General features: G+C 48.8%; 19 protein-coding genes and 1 pseudogene. 8 read left to right on the top strand and 12 right to left on the bottom strand.

Going from position 1 to position 20551, the window contains the following annotated elements:
* Positions 1–185: 185 nt before the first annotated feature.
* On the bottom strand, positions 186–557 hold the full coding sequence (locus PKH29_09945; GenBank protein HNX15154.1) for a YegP family protein: 372 nt from the start codon (positions 555–557) through the stop codon (positions 186–188).
* 140 nt (positions 558–697) lie between these two features.
* Here PKH29_09945 and PKH29_09940 point away from each other — a divergent pair, with 140 nt between their 5' ends.
* Positions 698–1567 (top strand): MBL fold metallo-hydrolase, encoded by an 870-nt coding sequence (locus PKH29_09940; protein HNX15153.1) that lies wholly within the window; start codon positions 698–700, stop codon positions 1565–1567.
* Positions 1568–1660: 93 nt separating this feature from the next.
* On the opposite strand, the gene PKH29_09935 is transcribed toward PKH29_09940, so the two are convergent.
* Together PKH29_09935 and PKH29_09930 are read right to left on the bottom strand one after the other, a co-directional pair.
* Positions 1661–1816, bottom strand: a complete 156-nt coding sequence (locus tag PKH29_09935) for a hypothetical protein (protein HNX15152.1) — start codon at positions 1814–1816, stop codon at positions 1661–1663.
* A 127-nt stretch (positions 1817–1943) separates the two neighbouring features.
* Positions 1944–3095, bottom strand: coding sequence for a GGDEF domain-containing protein (locus tag PKH29_09930; GenBank protein ID HNX15151.1), 1152 nt, complete (start codon positions 3093–3095; stop codon positions 1944–1946).
* Positions 3096–3442: 347 nt separating this feature from the next.
* Between PKH29_09930 and PKH29_09925 the strand changes: the two genes are divergently transcribed.
* From PKH29_09925 to PKH29_09915, 3 genes are read left to right on the top strand one after another with little or no spacing between them, the layout of a single operon-like run.
* Positions 3443–5359, top strand: a complete 1917-nt coding sequence (locus PKH29_09925) for a hypothetical protein (GenBank protein HNX15150.1) — start codon at positions 3443–3445, stop codon at positions 5357–5359.
* The gene (locus PKH29_09920; GenBank protein ID HNX15149.1) at positions 5356–6135 is read left to right on the top strand and encodes a DUF4886 domain-containing protein; all 780 of its coding nucleotides are present in this window, start codon (positions 5356–5358) and stop codon (positions 6133–6135) included. Before PKH29_09925 ends, PKH29_09920 begins: the two co-directional genes overlap by 4 nt.
* Positions 6132–7382, top strand: coding sequence for a class I SAM-dependent rRNA methyltransferase (locus PKH29_09915; GenBank protein ID HNX15148.1), 1251 nt, complete (start codon positions 6132–6134; stop codon positions 7380–7382). Before PKH29_09920 ends, PKH29_09915 begins: the two co-directional genes overlap by 4 nt.
* Here the strand turns inward: PKH29_09915 and PKH29_09910 are convergent.
* Positions 7361–8701, bottom strand: coding sequence for an ATP-binding protein (locus tag PKH29_09910; GenBank protein ID HNX15147.1), 1341 nt, complete (start codon positions 8699–8701; stop codon positions 7361–7363). The two genes, PKH29_09915 and PKH29_09910, sit on opposite strands and share 22 nt — an antisense overlap.
* A 111-nt stretch (positions 8702–8812) precedes the next feature.
* On the opposite strand from PKH29_09910, the pseudogene PKH29_09905 reads away from it, so the two are divergent.
* Positions 8813–9088, top strand: a pseudogene (locus PKH29_09905) (rRNA large subunit methyltransferase I).
* A gap of 24 nt (positions 9089–9112) precedes the next feature.
* On the opposite strand, the gene PKH29_09900 reads toward PKH29_09905, so the two are convergent.
* The 3 genes from PKH29_09900 to PKH29_09890 form a co-directional block, all read right to left on the bottom strand.
* On the bottom strand, positions 9113–10282 hold the full coding sequence (locus tag PKH29_09900; protein ID HNX15146.1) for a hypothetical protein: 1170 nt from the start codon (positions 10280–10282) through the stop codon (positions 9113–9115).
* Between the two features lie 19 nt (positions 10283–10301).
* The gene (locus PKH29_09895; protein HNX15145.1) at positions 10302–11105 is read right to left on the bottom strand and encodes a DUF4111 domain-containing protein; all 804 of its coding nucleotides are present in this window, start codon (positions 11103–11105) and stop codon (positions 10302–10304) included.
* Between the two features lie 192 nt (positions 11106–11297).
* Positions 11298–12725: a DUF4832 domain-containing protein gene (locus tag PKH29_09890; protein ID HNX15144.1), complete on the bottom strand. Its 1428-nt coding sequence runs from the start codon at positions 12723–12725 to the stop codon at positions 11298–11300.
* A gap of 166 nt (positions 12726–12891) precedes the next feature.
* Here PKH29_09890 and PKH29_09885 point away from each other — a divergent pair, with 166 nt between their 5' ends.
* Complete coding sequence (locus tag PKH29_09885; GenBank protein HNX15143.1) at positions 12892–13695, top strand: helix-turn-helix domain-containing protein; 804 nt, start codon at positions 12892–12894, stop codon at positions 13693–13695.
* Between the two features lie 174 nt (positions 13696–13869).
* Here PKH29_09885 and PKH29_09880 read toward each other — a convergent pair whose 3' ends face one another.
* From PKH29_09880 to PKH29_09870, 3 genes are all read right to left on the bottom strand, one after another.
* Positions 13870–14343: a YbhB/YbcL family Raf kinase inhibitor-like protein gene (locus PKH29_09880; protein HNX15142.1), complete on the bottom strand. Its 474-nt coding sequence runs from the start codon at positions 14341–14343 to the stop codon at positions 13870–13872.
* A 214-nt stretch (positions 14344–14557) separates the two neighbouring features.
* The gene (locus PKH29_09875) at positions 14558–15586 is read right to left on the bottom strand and encodes a uroporphyrinogen decarboxylase family protein (GenBank protein ID HNX15141.1); all 1029 of its coding nucleotides are present in this window, start codon (positions 15584–15586) and stop codon (positions 14558–14560) included.
* Positions 15587–15615: 29 nt separating this feature from the next.
* On the bottom strand, positions 15616–16866 hold the full coding sequence (locus PKH29_09870) for a Gfo/Idh/MocA family oxidoreductase (protein ID HNX15140.1): 1251 nt from the start codon (positions 16864–16866) through the stop codon (positions 15616–15618).
* A 121-nt stretch (positions 16867–16987) separates the two neighbouring features.
* Between PKH29_09870 and PKH29_09865 the strand changes: the two genes are divergently transcribed.
* Positions 16988–18667, top strand: a complete 1680-nt coding sequence (locus PKH29_09865; protein ID HNX15139.1) for a hypothetical protein — start codon at positions 16988–16990, stop codon at positions 18665–18667.
* A 395-nt stretch (positions 18668–19062) separates the two neighbouring features.
* Complete coding sequence (locus PKH29_09860; GenBank protein HNX15138.1) at positions 19063–19614, top strand: AAA family ATPase; 552 nt, start codon at positions 19063–19065, stop codon at positions 19612–19614.
* Positions 19615–19637: 23 nt separating this feature from the next.
* On the opposite strand, the gene PKH29_09855 is transcribed toward PKH29_09860, so the two are convergent.
* Together PKH29_09855 and PKH29_09850 are read right to left on the bottom strand one after the other, a co-directional pair.
* Entirely contained in the window at positions 19638–19973 is a 336-nt protein-coding gene (locus PKH29_09855) for a hypothetical protein (GenBank protein HNX15137.1), read from the bottom strand.
* Positions 19974–19991: 18 nt separating this feature from the next.
* Positions 19992–20551: GIY-YIG nuclease family protein (locus tag PKH29_09850; protein HNX15136.1), on the bottom strand; the 560-nt coding region annotated here is incomplete at its 5' end.

The following is a 20551-nucleotide window of genomic DNA, read 5'->3' as shown; positions in this document are numbered from 1 at the left end:
CCGGCCGCAAGCTTGGCTTTTACTCCGTCGACAAGCGCTTTGATCTTGTCGTCAGGCAGATCGACGCCGAGAACGGATTCAACCGCTTTGATCGGATTGTCGGCAAATTTTGCGGAAAACGTCTTATCCGATTTGATTTTAGCGACAATCTCGTCAATCTTTGCCTTGATATCCATAACGCTGCCTCAATAGGTCTTTTCCACTTTGGCATCCGGCGCGTTCCTGCGGACGCTCTCGATGCCGTTCATTGCGCTCGCCTTCGCTTTGTAACCCTCGGAAGTCGCAATGATCTCGCCGTTGCGGGCTTTCAGACGGAAGCGGTACTCTTTGGCTTTGTCCAGATAAAGTTCAAATTTGGGATTCACCGCCGTCTTCACGGGGTCGGTTGTCTGGTCTTCCAGATTGGCGATGGCCGCGTTTTTGCGGACGCTTTCGATGCCGTTGTGACAGGTTTCTTCGCCCGAATAGACCTCGGAAGTCGCAATGACTTCTCCGTTGCCCGCCAGCAGATCGAATTTAAATCCGGTACCTGTCTTTTTTGCCAGGAATTTTCCCATATTGTTTACGCTCCTTTCTAAATTAGCTTAGCTTGTTTTTAACACAACGCAAATTTTAATACAATAGTTTTTTGACATTTATCAGCTTTTTTGGGAAAATACGTTAAGCCGGCTTGACAAAGAGACGGAACGGGCGCAAAATGTCTTTATCTCAAAAGACGGAGGACCCGAAATCCATGCAGATCAAATATCTCGGAACCGCGGCGGCTGAGGGCATACCGGGGCTGTTTTGCCACTGCGAGAATTGCCGAAGAGCCCGCGAACTCGGCGGACACAATCTCCGCTCCCGTTCGCAGGCGCTCGTCAATAATAAAATCCTCATCGACTGGCCGGCCGACACCTATATGCATATGATTGATAATGCCATAGATTACGCATGTATTTCCACATTATTGGTCACGCACACCCACAGCGACCATTTTTATCCCGCCGACCTGGCGATGCGCAGGCCCGGATTCGCGCACATCGACGACTGCAAGCCCCTCGACATCTACGGCTCGGAAGATATCCGGCCGGAAATTGAAAATCACGTGGAGAAATGGCCCGAAAACAGCCCGAATCTCATTCGCGTGCATACCGCCGCCCCGCGCGTGACTTTTGAAGCGGAGGGTTGTCTGATCACGCCTTTCGAGGCGGCACACGGCACACAGCACCCCTATGTCTATGTCATCGAAAGCGGTCAAAAAGCCCTGCTCTATGCCCATGACACCGACATCTTCGACGATGACGTCTGGAATTTTATCAAAAACAGGGGCTGGCGTTTTGATTTCGTGTCCTTGGATTGCACCAACGGGACAAAACCCATCGATTACCGCGGACATATGGATCTCGAAAGAAACCGGAAATTTCGCGAACTGCTGACAGGCCTCGGTGCCGCCGGCGAAAACACGGTGTTCTGCCTCAATCATTTTTCGCATAACGCCGAAAACGCGCTCTACGACGATATGGCCGCAATCGCCGAAAAAGAAGGCCTCCTCGTCTCATACGACGGTATGGAATATGACTTTTAAAGAAAAAACTGCCGTTATTATTCATGAATAAAGTCCCCTCCTGCCCTGCGTCATACAGTTTCGGAGAGGGCTTTTGTTTTCTGCGGTAACTTATTAATAACGCTTTGCCAGCATGACGATAAACCCGATCAATAAAATCACCGCCAGCGCAAAGAAAAGGGCTTTCAGAATGATCTTGACCACAAAGATGCCCAAAAAGAGCGTCACTAACATAAAGAGAAACGCTGCAAACGATAAAATAAATCTCATATAAAAAAACCGGCGTGAAACCGCTTTTCTCCCTCTTAAATATTTTGAATTGTATCACTGTTTTTCCGGTAGCAAATTGAATCCCGAAGGTTCGTCGATAAAATTCAGTCAGCCGGATAACGGCTTATTATACCTCCGCGTCGACGCGGTTTTTTTCGTTATACATCCTTTTATCGGCTTCTTTGATGATTTCGTCCGCCGTGCGGCGTTCCCCGTTTTTGATGAACGCGTATCCGATGCTCATGGAGAGTATGTACGGGGCTGTTTTTTTCTCGTTAAATTGCAGGGTCTCGTCTTTGATGGCCTGCATGGTTTTGAAAGCGAGTTCCGGATTGTCCCGTTCGCCGATGACGACGAACTCCTCTCCGCCGACCCGGGCGATAAAATCCTCCCGGCTGACGGCCGCTTTGATGATCTCCGCGACGTTTTTAAGGGCTTCATCACCCATGATATGGCCGAATTTGTTGTTGATGTCTCTGAATTTATCGATGTCGATCATCAGCGCGAACAGCAGCGGATGGCGGATCGGAGCGCTCAGCTTGCTCTCGATGTAGGTTTCGAACCGGCGTCGGTTGCTGAGGCCGGTCAGAACGTCCGTCGTGATTAGCGTGTTTTGCAGATTGAAATAGATGATCAGCAGCGAGATGACCGAGCCGATCCAGAGGATCGTGACGCCGTAAAACAGCCATTGAATCACCGCGCAGACCACCGGAAGAATCGGATAGAGATATAAGAAACGGATGGTTTCCCGCTTTGGCGTCTTTGGGTCTTTGAGTACCATTCGCAGCATGATGAAATAGACGCCGAAGATATATAACAGCGGCAATCCGAATCCCAAAAAGAACAAATCCGCCCGTTGATAAACGTTATCCGCGCCGATATAAAAAAACAGCGGTTTGAACAAACTGGCGACCGTCAGAGCTGCCGCGGCGACTGTCGGAATACTGAGCCAGGGCAGCTGCCGGATGATTTTGCGCATGTCGACATTGAGTTTCAGTTCACAATAAATGAACCAGATTAAGCAGATCAGCGGCTGCGAAATATAATACAAAACCGTGTCTATGCGCAGGACGGCTCCCGCAAGTGGAGAGAGATTGCCGTTCAATAACCACATCACGGTGTCGGTAATCAATAAAAACATATTGACCCAGAGCATGATGGTGAATATTCTGTCGTCGAGTCCTTTGCTGATGACGTTTCTCGAACCGAAATTGAAGAGCATCAATAAAAGCAGCATAGTGCCGATGGCATTGATGGTCACATACAGCGCGTCATTCATCAACTTTCAAACTCCGTTCGTTATTGTCGTTGCGAAAAAGGGATCTCTGTTCTTATAATAACAGAATTTCAGGGAGTTTCCCTGATGTTTCAGATCTGTTTTTTATAACACATCCCGGTTTTATGCAAAGATTGGCAGAATTTTGAGATATCGCCAATTCTTAAATACGGATTTTAACATAAAAATCAGGTTTAATCAAGCATAAAACAATAATATTTTGCGGCAAAAGTTGAATAAACCCTTTTGTTACGCTATAATGAAGCTCACCGATTCTTTGAACGGTGTGATTTTTACCGGAGTTTATTTGATTCTTTGTAAATTTATTCACTGCCTGCGGGAGGATTACTATGACAGAGAAGAAACTCGGTGTGATTTGCGCGAAAGACAATGATTTGCTTGAGGTGTTAAAAAACGCCTGCCCTGCTTTGGAGATTTTTAAGCCCGATGAGCTGACCGAAGAGGGTCTTGACCGCTGCGGGGCTTTTGCCGTACTCGGCGGCGCGGCGGGCACGCCGCTGGTTTTCCCCGCGAGAATGCGTCTGCTGATTGAAAAGCAGATCGCGGCGGGCAAAAAGGTGTTCTCGGAATTCTGCGGCAGCATCGGCGATGTGTATTGCCAGGAGCCGTCGCTGACGCGGGTCGACCGCCTTGTCTGTACGGAGTCTCTGCCTGGACTTACGCCAGGTGACATTCTGGACGACCAGTGCGGCACCAGAGTCAAGCCGTGGTTTTCACGCAGTAATATAAAACCTTTATTGCAGTATGTCCGCGAAAACACACATGAGCATATGACCGTGACCGAAGAAACGTATAAAAACGTCTATGAACGCGGATTATGGCTTGAAAAGGACAATCTGCTGCTCTGCTCGTTCCGGATTTCGAATTTTAATCGCAGCCGGTTTTCTCCCCGTGACAGATGGCTTTCGGTCGTCCGCTATATCGTCGAATGGCTGCTCGGACAGCCTGCCGGTGAAACGTTGTTTGACGGCCTCGAAAAGCCCTATGAACTGCTGACCGCCGACCCGAAATCAATTGAGTTTGAAAAGCGTTTATATACGTGCATTGACAAGGGTATCAACTGGTTTAAAAATGCCGGAATTTTGATTCAAGACGGAAAAGAAGGCGTGAAGGAGGGCATGGCGACTGAGATCGACGCCGACGGAAACCAACGGATGTTAACGGGCGTGCGCGACGACTGCAGCGGTGAGACCGCCCTGCCCTACTTTTTGAATTATTTACTCCGTAACCGAGCCGAAGATCTTGCGGTCTCGGACAATCTGCTTGACTTTTGCTTTGACTGTTTTCAAATCAAAGACAAAGGTCTTTTTGAGGGCATGACGCGCTGGACGGACACCGGCTGGGGCGTCTGCTATCAGGACGATGTGGCGAGAGCGATTCTGCCGCAGCTGTTCAAATGCCTGATTTTGAAAAACGATACACACCTGCCCGACTGCGCCCGGGCGTTGAATTTTCTCGTGAGAACCACAGGCACCGACGGTATGCGCAAATCCAGAACCGACAATGTGGACCTGACGCCGCAGGAGGTTGAGCGGCTGCACAGCACGCCCGGAAATTTCCCGAGCACACACTATAACGGATACTACTGGGCTGCGCTGCTGCTCGCTAATAAACTGACCGGGATAGCAGAATACAAGAACGTTGCCGTCAGAGGGCTGGAAGCGCTGATGGCCGTTTATCCGAACACCCGGCGCGAGCACAGCCAGACGCAGGAACTTTGCCGCATGATTTTACCGCTTGCGTATTTATACTGGGTGACGGGCGAGGAAAAACACAAAGCGTGGCTGTATCAAGTGGCATCCGATTTGCAACCTATGCGGCATAGAAGCGGCGCGTATATCGAATGGGACGAGGGGTACAAGGCACACCGTTACTCGGTCAATGGCGGCGAGTGTTCGTTGCTCACGAAAAACGGCGACCCGGTCGTCGATATGCTCTATTCGTTGAACTGGCTGCCGTCCGCATTCATTCAGGCGTATTTTATCACGGGCGACTCTTATTTCAAGGATCTCTGGAAAGGCATCGCCGGATTTATGGTCAGCGCCCAGATTCACAGCGCGAACAAACAAATCGACGGCGGCTGGACCCGGGCCTTGGACGTCAAGCGCATGGAGGTCTTCGCGCTTCCGAACGACATCGGCTGGGGACCGTGGGCGATGGAATCGGGCTGGACGGTCGCCGAAATTTGTTCGGGTCTGATGATGGGACTGCTTGAAGATAAATTGAAAGGGTATTTTAAAAAGTGATAAAAATACTTGCGATCGGAAACAGCTTTTCCGAGGACGCCACCCGTTATCTGCATGAGATTGCAGATGCCGGCGGGATTGAGACCAAGGTCGTAAACCTCTATATCGGCGGCTGTTCGCTTAAACGGCATTACGAAAACATCCAAAACGACGCCGCGGCGTATGAATATCAGTTAAACGGCGTTCCGACCGGGAGACCGGTTTCCATCCGGCGGGCGCTGTTTGAAGACGAGTGGGATATTGTGACGATGCAGCAGGTCAGCCATGAAAGCGGTCTGATCGATTCGTATTTTCCGTGGCTTGCCGAACTCTCGGTCTATGTGCGAAAACTGAAACCGAAGGCAAAGCAGATTTTCCACCGCACCTGGGCTTATGAGATCGATTCGACCCATTCCGGTTTCGCGAATTACGGCTGCGACCGGGATAAGATGGCGAATGCCATCGAGGCCGCAACCGCCGTGGCGGCAAAACGCATCGGCTCTAAACGCGGCGCAACTCATAACGAAGTTCCGATTATTCCTTGCGGCGACGCGATCCGGCGGCTGCGCAAGACCCCCGAATTCGACTACCCGAACGGTGGGCTTTCGCTTTGCAGAGACGGGTTTCACCTGGACTATGTTTACGGCAGATATGCCGCCGCCGCCGTTTGGTATGAGTTTTTGCTCGGCGGCGACATCACGAAAAATTCCTTTGCGCCGGACGGGGCAAATTCGGACAAAATCACGTTGATTCAAAAGATTGTGCATGAAGTCGTGCAAGAGGTGAAAAACCGATGAAGACAGAGCGGAGATTCCCGGCGGCAACAGTCACGAGAAAGGCCGAAACGGCATTGCGAAACGGCCATCCGTGGGTCTATGGCGAGGAGATCACCAACGTCGTGGGGACTTGCGAAAACGGCGGGTTGATCGATGTGCTCTCCGAAAAAGGCACCTATTTGGGCACCGGGCTTTTAAGCGAAAAAAGCAAAATCCGAATCCGGGTGCTTGCCGCGAACGCCAACGAGACTTTCGGCGACGAATTTTTTTCGCGCCGTTTAAAGTATGCGATCGATTACCGCATCACGGTCATGCGGGATGATTTTTCATGCTGCCGACTGGTTTTCGGCGAGGCCGACGGCCTGCCCGGTCTGACGATTGACCGCTACAATGACATTCTGGTCAGCCAAATTTTATCGTTTGGTATGGAACAGCGCAAGGACATGATCTATCGCGAACTCGTGAAGATTTTGAACGGGTACGGCGTGGCTGTCTCGGGTATTTTCGAGCGCGACGACGTGGCGATTCGCGAGCTGGAGGGGCTGCCGCTGCGCAAGGGTTGGTATGAAAATAAGGGCGATTTTATTTCGCACCCCGAAAGCGCCGTCACCGAGATCACCGAAAACGGCATAAAATACGCGGTCGATGTGGAAAACGGGCAGAAAACCGGCTTTTTCCTCGACCAAAAATATAACCGCGCCGCTCTCGCCCGCATCGCAAAAGGGCGAAAGGTGCTCGACTGTTTCACCCACACCGGGTCATTTGGGATGAACGCGCTGATGGGCGGGGCAACGCACGCCACGGCGGTCGATGTTTCGGAATCGGCGCTTGAACTGGCAAAACGAAACGCCGAAAAAAACAGCCTGTCCGGCAAAATGGATTTTATCTGCGCCGATGTGTTCGATCTGCTGCCGAAACTGCGCGAACAGCAAGCCGGGCATACCCGGCAGGCGGATTACGACCTGATCATCCTCGACCCGCCCGCGTTCACCAAGAGCCGCAAGACGGTTGCGGGCGCGGAAAAGGGCTACCGCGAGATCAACAGCGCGGCGATGAAACTCCTGCCGCGCGGCGGCTATCTGGCCACCTGCTCGTGTTCGCATTTTATGACCGCGGACCTGTTCGTTCAGACGCTGCTGACCGCAGCTTCGGACGCGAATGTCACATTAAAATTGATCGAGGCGCGCAAACAGTCGCCCGACCACCCGATTCTGCTCACCGTCCCCGAGACGGATTATTTGAAGTTTTATTTGTTCCAAGTAATTTGACGCGAAGACGGGGAATGAATCGTATCGTATTTCAAAGTTCCTATTGCCCACAAAGGCAAATTAAGCAGCCAATTTTCTTTTTTATAATCCGCCATTGAAGTACGCACAGATAACTTTGGATTATATTTATCTCGATAAACTTTTAAACTTTTTGCCTGCAAATTCACTTCAGCTTTAACCTCAACCGGAATTACTTCATTGCCATTATCTACTATAAAATCAACCTCGGCAGTCCCGCTGTCGTTCGACCAGTAATAGGACTCCAATTCCGGCATTGTTTTAAATTGCTGCAATACATATTGTTCTGTAAGCGCGCCTTTAAACTCCTTAAATAATGTGTTGCCGTCAATCAATGTGTCCTGACGAAGCCGCACCATGCAGGAAAGCAAGCCCACATCAACAAGAAACAACTTGAATGCTTTTAAATCCTCATAGGCCTTAAGCGGTAAATTCGGTGTTGTCACTCGATACACTTTATGCACCAAACCGCAGTCATAGAGCCACAGAAGAGCGAGTTCGAAATCTTTGGCCCTGCCGCCCTCTTTGACAAGCCCGTAAAGAAACTTCTTGTTTTCACGGGTGAGCTGCGCCGGAATACTGTTCCAAATCATGCGAATGCGCGGTACAACATCGTTCGGAGCGTGCTTAGAAAAATCCTGTTCATATGCGGTTAATATACGCCGCTGTATTTCCCGCGCTTCATTAAAATCACGGTTATCTGCAAATGCCTGCACTGCTTCGGGCATTCCGCCGACATAGTAATAATATTTTAGCAAGTCGATATATTCCTGCTTAAAAGCGGTCGCCATGGCAAAATCGTCTTTTTGAAGAAGCTCAATAAACTGTTCCTTACCCAACGCCTGCATGAACTCCGTAAATGACAGCGGATATAAGTCCAAAAAATCCACTTTGCCCACAGGAAATGAAGTCCCCTGATGAAGCGCAACGCCAAGCAAAGACCCGGCGCAAATAATTTGATATTCCGGGGCATTTTCATTGAAGTATTTCAATGAACCTAGCGCTTTCGGAACTTCCTGTATCTCATCAAAAATAAGAAGCGTGTTCAAAGGATCGATTTTGTGTCCCGAATACAATTCAAGGCCTGTAATAATCCGGTCAATTTTCATGTCGCTTTCAAACAATTCTTTTATCTGCGGATTATTATCAAAGCTGATGTAGAGCGTTTCTTTATAATTTGTTTTACCGAATTCTTTCATCAGCCATGTTTTTCCGACCTGACGGGCTCCTCTGATGATAAGCGGTTTTTTGTTTTTCTTTTCTTTCCATTTTTCAAGTTCTTTTAAAGCGGTGCGAATCATAAAAATCACCTCGACAATATTTATGACCACATTATAGCATGTTAATACATTATTTTCAAGGTCTTTTAGCCATTTATCTACAATTAATCTAACGACTTTTATTTGCTGAAACAAAATTGCAAAACCGTTTCGGGCGCGGAAAAGGGCTACCGCGAGATCAACAGCGCGGCGATGAAACTCCTGCCGCGCGGCGGCTATCTGGCCACCTGCTCGTGTTCGCATTTTATGACCGCGGACCTGTTCGTTCAGACGCTGCTGACCGCAGCTTCGGACGCGAATGTCACATTAAAATTGATCGAGGCGCGCAAACAGTCGCCCGACCACCCGATTCTGCTCACCGTCCCCGAGACGGATTATTTGAAGTTTTATTTGTTCCAGGTGATTTGAGACATGTTTCATTAATCAGGATAGTTATGAGACGTTGATTTTTCGGATAGCTTTGGGATAATCGGGACTTTTGACAAAAATCATATTAATCTTTTCGCCCTGAGGTACTTTTACCCAAACTTCGTCTGCACCGGTGAAATTAAAATCCCTGATAATTGTCCCCTTGTCTGTTTCAATATAGTCAAACATCTTCTTTTTATTATTTTCTGAAACAGTTGGAGTTACTGAGAATTTTATCAGATTTAGGGTATCATTATCGGTATCTTTTTTTAATTCGTTGATTTTAATAGTATAACCTTGAGGGAAAACAGGATATCCATCTACATAATGAGTATATCCTTGGGGTAATTTTACTTCTTCTCCTAAGCTGTATATTTTATCACGCTGTTCGACAATTTTGTCCGCTATTTCAACTATTTCTTGAAATTTCTCTTTATTGACATAATACCCATCATTATATAAAACGAGAAATTCCGGATCATTTATGGCTGCCCCATATATTCCTACCCCATCAGCATTATAAAATGAAACACCTGTTTCAAAAAAGAAAACATTATGACCATTTTGGAGTTCATCCAATTCTGTTTGTAAGGGAACAAATTCTGCAGGTTTTGTTGGGACAACGGCGATGGCGGTTGAGGATACAATTTTTGCGACTGCTGCTTTTACAAGGCGTGAATACTTCTCATAATTGATATAATATTCATAATGATAAATGACAATAAAATCACTGTTACTCAACTCTGTTTGATAGATGCAATCTCCTGCAACAAAAAACGAAATATCTGTTTCCCCAAACCTATAACTTAAAAAAGAGTTTTCATCCATCTCACCCGCGGTTCTTAAGTTAACAAAACCCGATGGTAAGTTTCTAACAACTTCTGAATCGGTTACCAAGTCAAATAACTCAATGTACTTTTCTTCATTGACATAATACTCATCTTGGTACTTGACAATGAAGTCGCTTTTACTAAGCTCCGATTGATAAATACAAGTCCCATCGGCATCATAAAATAGAACTTGATTTTCCTCGAATATATAACTCAAGCTGTTTTTAGGATAATTTCCTCTTGAACTCAATTTAATAAATCCCTTCGGTATTTCTTTTACTTCTTTTGTATCGCTTCCACAAGATATCAAGAAAGAAAAGAGGGCAACAAGGATTATCAATAGGAATACTTTTTTTGTTTTCATTACAATCTCCCATAATGTTTTATAGTTTTGGAATATATATTTTATTACATTCCCCAATCATATAATCCATATATCGAATCATCTCTTTACGCCGTTTCATACACGAAAGATACTGCTTCAGACCGCAGCCGGTTCGAATATATTGCGCCTCTTTGATGATCCTTTCATATTGTCTCGAAGCATGACGCAAAGCATACCCGAGCGCCTGATCTTTTGAAGTGATGTCTTTTTCGGATAATGTATAGTATATCCGTGACAGCCCCGATACACACCATTCAACCGCTTGTTTTGACAATGCATAGATACTTCTTTTTGATATTATTTTAGACGCTTGTGAAAACCATTGCGCCCAATAGGTGTTAACGTTATTGATGACGTATTTTAATAATTCTTCTTCGGGGGCATCGAAGTGAAGGTCATTTACAGGTAAACCGCAAACCGTAACTCCGTACTTTTTCAGCGTAAACCAAGTGACGATATTGATCCCTTGATAATCTTTTGTCATTCTCCCATCATGATACGAAACAAACGGCTCGGTTTCATCGATCGACTTACCGAACACATCCGGGGTGATATAATGCCCCTCAAACAGATTTTTCGGGTACTTTTTTAAAATCTCCCGATGAATTGTTTTCAGTTCGGAAATTTGCCGTTCGTCTAACGGTTGTTTCATGACGACAGTAAAATCAATATCGCTTTTCCCGTCATGATAACCGTCAAGCGCGATAGAACCGGTTAAATAAATACCGATCAGATCATTGCTCAACAGCGATTTTACTCTGCCGGAATAATCCTCAAGAATGCTTTTTAATCGATCTTCCAAAAATATCACCTCAGTATTTTGTCGAATCGTAATTATGTAAACAGTCGCCCGATCACCCGATTTTATTAATCATCCCCGAGACGTTAATTTAACGATATCACCAAAAAACAAAATTAATGCGAATGCCTTGCGCGGGCGAACAGCCCGCCGGGTCGTCAAGGATGCCGACCCCTACAAAGAACGTTCGGTTATTTAAAAATTGCAAAGCTCGTAAAAACCCTCTTTGTACCGCTTTTTGTCAAATGCAAATTCGATCGGGCGGGTGTTTTCGAACAGGCCGAGCGAGAGGTTGAAGTTCGTTTTTATTTCCTTAGGCAATGTGAATTCGACGCAGATTTCCTCGCCGGGCAGCCAATCGCGGTTGTCGGCGGGGATTTGAATGTCTTTCTGTATGCCGTCTGCGTTCAGTCGGGCGATCAGATCAAATTTGTGATAGGACTTGCCGAAACCCCGGTTTTCGAGGTAGAGTTTCACCGTTTCGCCGTCTTTTTCGACGCCGTTGATAAAATACCAATAGCCAAGGCGGTTGGCTGCGTACTCGGTCAGATATGGCTCGCGTTCCAGCCACGGGCGCGGATAGCCGTGAAAGCCCGCAAAGGTCGCGTGGGCGGTTCTGAGCGCGTCCAAAAACGGATAGCCGCCCTTGAACACCGTTGGCTTGACCATGTGATAATGCTCAAACTCCAGCACGATCGGGCCGTTTTTCCAAAACCGTTCGAACATCCACGGGGTGCGCAGCGTGTTATAAGTCCGCTTGCCCGAATAGCAGCTCACGCAGACCGAGTCGTCGTCAAGGCCGAGCTTTTTTTCGACGGCGTAATCGAGCAGCGCCAGATTGTCGGCTTTGCCGACATCCCAGCGGGCGTTGATGTGGTCGTCGTTCAATAAAACCGGTTTATCGGGGAAATTGTCTTTATGCAGATCGATATGCTTTTTCATGACTTCGAGCGGATAGAACTTCATCGATCCGGCGGCGGTATGCCCCTCGCCCCAGGTGCCAAAGGTGCCCACGTCGATCAGCTCGATGCGCGGGTCATGATTAAATTTTCCACCGACTTTCGCCATAAACGCCGAGAGCATTTCCAAAAACACAGGGTCGCCGTAATCAGGTTCAAGGCGGCCGTTGGAGAGCTCATAACCGCGCGCACCCGCCTTGTAGACATATTCCGGCGTGGCAAACGGCATTTTTCCGTCGCCCTCGTAGGTGCAGATACGCAGACTGAAGCGGTAGTCGAATTTTTCCCACTCGTCCATGATCTTGTCGATATACGACCAATCTAGTTTACCCTCTTCTTTCTCGATATCGCCCCAGTCAAAGCGCAGATAGAGGTGGTTCAGACCCGGAAAATCTAGCAAGCGGTCGTTCGGGTCGTGATCTTCACGGTATGCGCCCCTGAAAAACCCGTTGTCGATATAGTGCCAATACCAGCCCTTGTGGGGATTTTTTAAAATCGTGAGCTCATCGGCATATTTACGCAGATTGACATACCCTTTGCGCTCGGGCCCCGGAAAATAGGGGCATTGCCCGATGGCGGTGTTATTGTTGGGGTCGTCAATCGGTTTTACGTTTTGATAGTTAAACATATGAAACTCCTCGGTGCCTTTATTTGTATTTATCATACCATAATAATCCTGTCGGTCAAGCCGAAATAAAAAATTGACGGTTTCCCCGGGGAATTATTTGTGCTCAAAACATCAGGATTTTCCCGGGAAATATGTTATAATAAAGTCACAAAAGTACTTTTGGATTTGCTCGGGGGTGTTCGGTATCAGAGATCTCGGCGTTTTGACGGTTTCACTCGCCTACATAGAAGACAATATCAAAAACGAAATTTCGCAGGAGGACATCGCTTCGGCCTGTTTCTGTTCGCTGTCCCATCTGCAAAAGCTGTTTCGGTATGTCTTTCGAATCCCGGTCGGGGACTACATCACCCGGCGGCGCATGACGTTGGCTGCGCGTGATCTGCTCGCGGGTGCAAGCGTCCTCGACACGGCAATGAATTATCAATACAACTCGCCCGAGGTCTTCTCACGAGCCTTTTATAAGGTCTGGAACACCACGCCCTCCAACTTCAAACACACCCGGAAATTCACCGGGATATTTCCGAAACTGACGTTGAATACAGAAGGAGATTGCATTATGAATAGAAGAAAATTCGATATGACCGAGCTTTACGACTATATCCGCGCCAAAGAGGGCAAATATGTGCTCTGCTTTGATATCGCGGGACTGCACGCGGTCAACACCGAAAAAGGCCGTTTGGCGGGCGACAAAGTGATTGCCGAGTGCCTGCGCCGAATCGATGAGCAGTGCGACGACAGCATGCTGCTTTGCCGCATCGGCGGCGACGAATTCGCCCTGTTCACCGATTTCACCGGGGAAAAAGCCGTCGCGGAATTCGCTTCGAAAGTCCTTTGCCAAAACGGCAAAACCGTGCTTTGCGGCAATGAAAACATTCCGGTTTCGATGCGGGCGGGCGCGATGAAGCTTGCGGAGAAGATGAAATACGGCGAGCTTTTTACTCGCCTGTCCGAAGAAGTATGCCGCGTCTCCGAAGACATCGGCAAATGCGGGTTTGTGAAAAGCTGATCTGTCTGGATTGCCACGCTTCGCTCGCAATGACGGGTCCGGAATCTCCCTGTTTTTGCAGAGGAGATATGCAGGGTTTTACCTCGCGCTTGACGCGGGTCTGAAGCCCCTCGCAAGGACGACTGAAAAACACCTGCCGAAGAGTAAAATCTCCGGCAGGTGAGTTTTTTATCATTATTGTCGGCTTTGGAATTTGCCGGTGTAAACCGCTTTTTGAAGAATATGTCCCTGCGCGGCGGCCAAGAAGTCCCTTTTGGTTGAATTTGAAGATATTTCAATTGGCGAATCCAAAGTATAAACGGTAAAGACATAACTATGGATCGCTTTGAACGGCGGTTTCGGGCCTTTATAACGATGTCTGCCGTAGGCGATCCCCTGTTTCGCTCCGCCCAAAGCTTCGACCGTTTCGCCCTTCGGAACGCCTTCCGGAATCATGCCGCTGACAGGCAAATTCCATATCACCCAATGGTTGTAGTTCGGAATAAACGGATGGGATGCGTCATCCAGCGTAATTGCAATCGACGCTGCTTTATCATCAATCCCCGATAAACGAATTTCGGGAGAGATGTCTTTTCCCCGCCCCGAATGCTCGACCGGCATCCAATCGCCGTCCGCGAATTTCGGAATGTTGATTTTTAAATCCGCCATATCGTGTTTACTGATCCTTTTTATGAATTGAGATAGTCATTTTTCACTGCATCGACGGGTTGTGGGCAGCCCGCCCTACTTTAGGTTTTGTCATTCCGAACGAAGCGCGGCGCTAAAGCGTCATTTCATGACGCTCCGGAGGAATCTCGGACGGATTATGGCTTTCGGGTACCAAGATCCTTCGACTTCGCTCAGGATGACAACCTACATTATTTTATCGGATCTCATGAACCGTGTTGACCAGCGCCTCGAGGTTTTCGTAAGGAAAGCCGTTGTCGGCTTCGATGTAAAACCATGAGCCGCCGTCGGCCATTTTGAAAGTCTCGTATTCGCGCTTGACAAGATCGCGCACCTGCTGCGGCGTTCCGAAAGTCATGGTGTTGGCGCGGTCGGTGTGAATCGCCACCGCAAGCTTCAAACTGCGGCAGAGCGCTGCCAGATCGGCCATATCGTAAGCCGGCAATTGCGGCCAGATCGAGGTCGCGCCGACGTCCGCGAGGTCTTCTATGATGGCTCTGATCTGCCCGCAACTGTGAAAATGCACCGTCATCCCAGCTTTGACAGCCGGTTCGAAGATGTATTTTAAACGCGGTTTGAAAAAGCTGCGCCACATCTCAGGGCTCAAAATCAATGCCCGCTCGGTACCGTAGTCGTCGCCGAACGAGACCCCGTCCGCGCCCAAAGCAACGGCGTATTCGACCCGCGCGCGGGCGTATTCGCTGAGTTTGTCGGCCAGGAAATTGATCTCTTTGGTGTCCTCGGCGATCTCGCAATAGACATCCTCGTCATGGCACATTTCGCGCATCAGCTCGAATAACGACCCCGCATGACTTTGATGATAATAATGTTCGCGGTGCGCAATGCCTGCCGCAAAGTCTTTTTCAAACTGTTCTCCGACTGCTTTGGGCGGGTCGGGGAATTTGTAATCATAGACCTTCGAAAGATCGGCAAGCGGCCTTTCGAAAGGAATTCCGGCGACGCCGTAGATGCGGTATTCCCACAAAATGCCCCAGCCGTCACGTCGGAATTCGTGATATTTCCCTTCTTTGTCAAAGAGCTCCGGCCCGAGCACCGGGATCGGTTTGCGCTCCGTCGGGCCGAAATCGCCCGGCATGGTCGCGTAAAGGTCGTTGAGTTTTTCGCCGTGCTCGTAAAACCCGACCGGCGTGCAGAGGTATTCCACCGGCACTTTGTCCGGTTTTTGATACCGCATCGCTGCCGCGGCGCGCTCGCGTGAATTCATAATAAATCACCTTTCGCAGTGTGCATTTTTTATGCTTTTTTGCCTTCCTGCCACAACTTTTTGACCCGCTTATAAACCCCATCCGATATCTCCGGCTCGCCGAACGAAGAACGCGGCAGCAATTGATCCCCCGCGACCGCGGGATTGGTGCAGGCGTTGTCATTGCGCCATTTTTCGCGCTCGGCTTTATTTCGCAGGTTCGGCACTTCGACAGGCGTGTTTCCGTTCAGCACCGAACGGTAGGCAAGCAGCCCGCAGATGCCCATGTCGACCGCCTTGTTAACGTCGATCGACCATTTTCCGTCGGGTCTGCCGAGAATCTTTTCGATAAAAAAGTGCGTGGCGTAAAAATCGCTGCCGCCGTGGCTTGTAAATTCCTTCGCCGCTTCACCCGCGATGTTCTGTTCGGGGTCATAATTTTCCCACTCGCCTTTGCACAGCTCATCGCCCTCGAGATATACATTTAAAGGCGGCTGGGTTTTGAACCGTCCGCTCTCCATCATACCCTTTTGACCGTAGACCTGGCAAGTCACGCTGCCCGGCTCGCGCTTGAGGTGGCCGTGAACGCTTTTCACCACCGCGCCGTTTTCGAGCGTGACCATCTCGATGCCCGCGCCGCTCCACGCGCCGAGTTCTTTCATGCACTGCTCGGGCGGGACTTCAAACCCAACCACCCTGACCGGGCGCAGCCCGGAAATCGTCAGCAGCGGGCCGAGAGAATGGGTGCAGTAGAAGTTGGAATGCATCAGGTTGCGCCAATGTTCACGCTCACCGTAAGTGATGGAAGGCCATATGCCCGAACAGTCGTGGATATATTCGCCCTCGCCGTACATGATCTCGCCGATATCGCCGTTTTGATAACGTTTCCACATTTCGAAGGAATGCTTCATATAGCAGTAATTCTCGGCGTAGGCATAGACCTTACCGCTCTTTTCAACCGCTTCGGTCAGCGCGACCGCCTGCGCCATCGTCTCGCAGGGCAGCACCTCGCTGAGCACATGCAGTCCGTGCTCAAGGCACTTGATTGCATAAGTCGCGTGCTCGTTGGCGTAATTGGCCAACACCACAGCGTCCATATCGTGCTTGAGAAATGCGTCAAAATCGGAATAACAGGCGACGTCTGTACCTTTGTCAGCCGCCTTCGCGTGCACTTTATCCAAAAGCGGCTCGAATTTATCGCAGACCGCAACCAACTTTGCGTCCGGATGCCCAAGCAGCACGTCGATCATGGTCTGGCCTCTGCGGCCGCCGAAGACACCGATTTTTAACTTATCCGTCATAGTGATCATCCCTTTTCAGACAGGTTTCGTTCCGGTTTGATTTTAACATAACAGACCTGTATTTGCAATTCCGCGTTTATATGGTAGAATGATGCAAACAGCTTTGAAGGAGCATGATCTTATGAAGAAATTTTACCGTCAGATCGTCGAGGCGAACGACCGCGGCTATGAGAGTATTTTAAGCCATATCATCCGCAATCCCGAAAGCAAATATGACAACGGGCGCGCCGACACCGCTCTTCTTGTCGAGCCGAACTACCAAATCGGTACGATGCATTCGGCGGCGGTGCTCTACTGCTGCCCCGAGAGCCGCCACTACCGCGACAAAGCCCTGCTGCCGGTCTGCAATTCCGCCTGTGAATACATCATCTCCAAAGCGCACGAAGACGGCACGACCGATTTCCGCTGCACGAATTTTTTCACGCCCGCGACTTTTGAGCTGCACGCGGTCGTCCGCGCCTATAAGATTTTTGCAAAATACGGCGGGACTTCTCCCGAAGAGGAAGAGACCCTGGACTGGATCGAAAAGCTGCTTGAAAAGCTGGCGCTCGGCTGTCTGAACGGCGGGTTCCATACCCCGAATCACCGCTGGGTCGAGAGCGCCGCTCTGCTCGGCTGCTACAACATCCTCGGCTGGCCGGAACTGAAAGAAAAGGCCGAAAAATACCTCGCCGAGGGAATCGACATCGACGAGGACGGCGAATTCACCGAGCGCTCGCCGGGCATGTACAACGGCGTCAACGACAACGCCCTGTTGATGATGGCCGAAGAGGGCAATCTGCCCGAACTCTATCCGCACGTCAAAAAGAACATGGATTTATTATTTAATTACATCGAACCGGACGGCACGATCTTCACCCAGAACTCCCGCCGTAAAGACAAGGGCGAGGGCGCCGCGAGCGGAAAGTTTTATCCCGGACACAGCTATTTTCACCTCTATCTGTGGGCGGGTTATCTGTTTAATGACAAGCGGTATCTGAAATTCGCCGAACAGATTTTTGAGGACACGGTCTATACCGGTAAGGGCGTTCCGGGACCGCTTTGGTTGTATATGCTGATTCCGGAACTCAAAGAATTCGAGCCCGACCTCACCGGCGTCACCGTGCCGGTGACTTACAGCAAATATTACCCCGGCTCCGACATCTACCGCCGCAGAGACGGTTTTTGGTCGTATTCGATCATCGCTCTGAACCCGAACTTTATGTTTATCAAATGCGGCGAAATTCAGATGTACCTGCGTATCTGCGCCTCTTTCTTTGCGGTCGCTCAATTCATGCCCCAAAAGCTGGAGAAGACCGCGGCGGGATTTATGATGACCTTTCACTCCCACGGCGATTACCGACTGCCGTTTGAGAACCCGACCTCTTCGGTCTGGAGCGATCTGGACTATGACAAGCGCGGCATCGTCCACCCCTGTGACCTCGATTTTACCGTCGAATTTACCGATCTGCCGGACGGCGTGCGCCTGCATATCACAACATCAGGCACCGAAGAAGTGCCGTTCAAGCTCGAATACGTGATCTCCCCGAATTGCCGCGTCGAGACCGACGACGTCGTCACAGAGGCGGCCGCGGGCAATCAGATCACGGTCAAGCACGGCGAGATTCGGCTCGAACACCCGGCGGGCCCTGAGATTATCATCGACAGCGCGTTCGCGAGCCATCTGTATCATTCGAGCATGCGCGGCAGCGTCCCGCAGTCCAAAGACGCGTTCACGATCTACAGCACCGACGATTCCCCGATCGACCGCACCGTCGAAATCCGCTTTCAACAGCGCGAGAGCGTGCACGAGCTTATATAAGTGTAAAATATAAGTAGGGCGGGATGCCCACATCCCGCCGCGTTCCTGTAGGGAAAAGTCTTGACTTTTCCGAGCGGGCGAAGGGTTCGCCCGCGAAAATCCTCCGATTTGTGTCGGATTAAATTTTTTACAAGCTATCAATTTCCAAATCCATAAGAAAATAAAATTATGGTTGCTTCAATCATACCACATAATGCGGACGAACAACATTCACCTGCTCACATGACCGTTTCAATACGCATTAACTTAAAATGAAAATGTTATCATTAAACAGCATTAATGCAGATGCTTTGTGCGAACGAACATTGTTCGTCCGCTCGGAAAGGTCAAGACCTTTCCCTACAGGTGCGGCCTTTCGTTGAAAGGCCGCCGATTTCTTAAAAGGAGGTTATATTATGAAACTCGTCATCTTAATCGGCGACAGCGCGGTCGGGAAAATGACCGTCGGACAGGAACTGATGAAAATCACCGATCTGCGGCTGTTTCACAATCATATGACCATCGAACCGATTCTTGAAATTTTCGGGAAATTGAACGGAACCGCGATTAAGCGCCTGCGTGAGGTGATTTTCGAGGAATTCGCCGCCTCCGACGCATACGGCTTGATTTTCACCTATATGTGGGGGTTTGACTTGCAATCGGACTGGGATTATATCGCGCATGTCCGGGAACTCTTTGAACAACACGGCGCAGAGGTTTATTATGTTGAACTGGTCGCCCCGCAGGAAGTCCGTTTGCAGCGAAACGCCACCGAAAACCGTTTGAAGCATAAAGCTTCGAAACGGGACATTGAAATCTCCAATCAGCGGTTGATCAATGACGATGCCAAACACCGCTGCGTCAGCAACGACGGTGAGATTCCGTTTGAGAATTATATCAAGATCGACAATACGAATCTTTCCGCCGCTCAGGTTGCCGAACAGATAAAATTACGATTTAATTTATAAAAAAGCAAATGCCACGAAGAAATTTAAATTAAACCTTCTCTATATAACGCAAGAACCACATCCATTTGATGATTATATGCTTTCTGTACTCCCGACATAACGATTTCCCATAATTCGAATTCTGTTATGTTTTTACTTGGGTGAGTTTTCAAGTATGCAAGTGCCTTTTGAGCATACTCAGCGTTTTTTCCGTTTCCCCCATAAAGACCAATAAAAGCATTTTTCGGACAACCTTTTACCTGCGACGAACTTCCACGTTCAAAAACTTCACAACTCGCTGTTTCCCACGCTGCGCGTGGCGTTTTCCCCATTTGAATATACTTCGCGGCTTTTACCGCAATTTGTCCATACTTGCCCATTTTTTACAACTCCTTTATTCAAACTCGTTCGTTAAGCGGTGGTGTTAGTCTACTGATAAGCTTGTGTTCGACCCGATCAAAATCTTTCGTCTCATAAAAATAAAGATATACTTCCCCACCTTCCAGATACTTTTTCAAAACCATAGCGTTTATTTTACAGTTTGTCTGCTGACCCCCTATAAAACAATTACGTGGTGAAATGTTACCGTATCCGCTATTATAACGCTTTGCCAAATCTATACACTGTCCAATGTAAAGCAGTTGTTGAGAATCGCAAACTGCATACACCCCGCATACACCGCTCCATTCATTTGAAATTGTAAAATGACAAAAAGGACCTAATCCGTATCTATGTAGTTGAGCGTTTTGCCTTTTCTCATATAGAATATGAGGGTAAAACTGGCGTATCTTTCCTATACTGTTTCGCTCCGGATTGAGTTTTTGAATGAATTTAAAAGGATACCCAAGTATATCGAGTTTGCTATATTCATCATAAGATGCATTAACAGCCGATAAACCGATAATCATCGGGATTTGATTTTTACGTCCAAATAAATCGGACATTTTCAGTCCTCCTT

The sequence above is a fragment of the Oscillospiraceae bacterium genome (assembly GCA_035353335.1).
Taxonomy (GTDB): domain Bacteria; phylum Bacillota; class Clostridia; order Oscillospirales; family JAKOTC01; genus DAOPZJ01.
The sequence above is the reverse complement of the archived record's forward strand: the minus strand, read 5'-3'. Positions and strand labels throughout refer to the sequence as shown.

Bases quoted from the DNA above. Each gene is read 5' to 3' on its own strand.
- PKH29_09945 (HNX15154.1), bottom strand. From the start codon at position 557: ATGGGAAAATTCCTGGCAAAAAAGACAGGTACCGGATTTAAATTCGAT.
- PKH29_09940 (HNX15153.1), top strand. From the start codon at position 698: ATGTCTTTATCTCAAAAGACGGAGGACCCGAAATCCATGCAGATCAAA.
- PKH29_09935 (HNX15152.1), bottom strand. From the start codon at position 1,816: ATGAGATTTATTTTATCGTTTGCAGCGTTTCTCTTTATGTTAGTGACG.
- PKH29_09930 (HNX15151.1), bottom strand. From the start codon at position 3,095: ATGAATGACGCGCTGTATGTGACCATCAATGCCATCGGCACTATGCTG.
- PKH29_09925 (HNX15150.1), top strand. From the start codon at position 3,443: ATGACAGAGAAGAAACTCGGTGTGATTTGCGCGAAAGACAATGATTTG.
- PKH29_09915 (HNX15148.1), top strand. From the start codon at position 6,132: ATGAAGACAGAGCGGAGATTCCCGGCGGCAACAGTCACGAGAAAGGCC.
- PKH29_09910 (HNX15147.1), bottom strand. From the start codon at position 8,701: ATGATTCGCACCGCTTTAAAAGAACTTGAAAAATGGAAAGAAAAGAAA.
- PKH29_09900 (HNX15146.1), bottom strand. From the start codon at position 10,282: ATGAAAACAAAAAAAGTATTCCTATTGATAATCCTTGTTGCCCTCTTT.
- PKH29_09890 (HNX15144.1), bottom strand. From the start codon at position 12,725: ATGATAAATACAAATAAAGGCACCGAGGAGTTTCATATGTTTAACTAT.
- PKH29_09880 (HNX15142.1), bottom strand. From the start codon at position 14,343: ATGGCGGATTTAAAAATCAACATTCCGAAATTCGCGGACGGCGATTGG.
- PKH29_09875 (HNX15141.1), bottom strand. From the start codon at position 15,586: ATGAATTCACGCGAGCGCGCCGCGGCAGCGATGCGGTATCAAAAACCG.
- PKH29_09870 (HNX15140.1), bottom strand. From the start codon at position 16,866: ATGACGGATAAGTTAAAAATCGGTGTCTTCGGCGGCCGCAGAGGCCAG.
- PKH29_09865 (HNX15139.1), top strand. From the start codon at position 16,988: ATGAAGAAATTTTACCGTCAGATCGTCGAGGCGAACGACCGCGGCTAT.
- PKH29_09860 (HNX15138.1), top strand. From the start codon at position 19,063: ATGAAACTCGTCATCTTAATCGGCGACAGCGCGGTCGGGAAAATGACC.
- PKH29_09855 (HNX15137.1), bottom strand. From the start codon at position 19,973: ATGGGCAAGTATGGACAAATTGCGGTAAAAGCCGCGAAGTATATTCAA.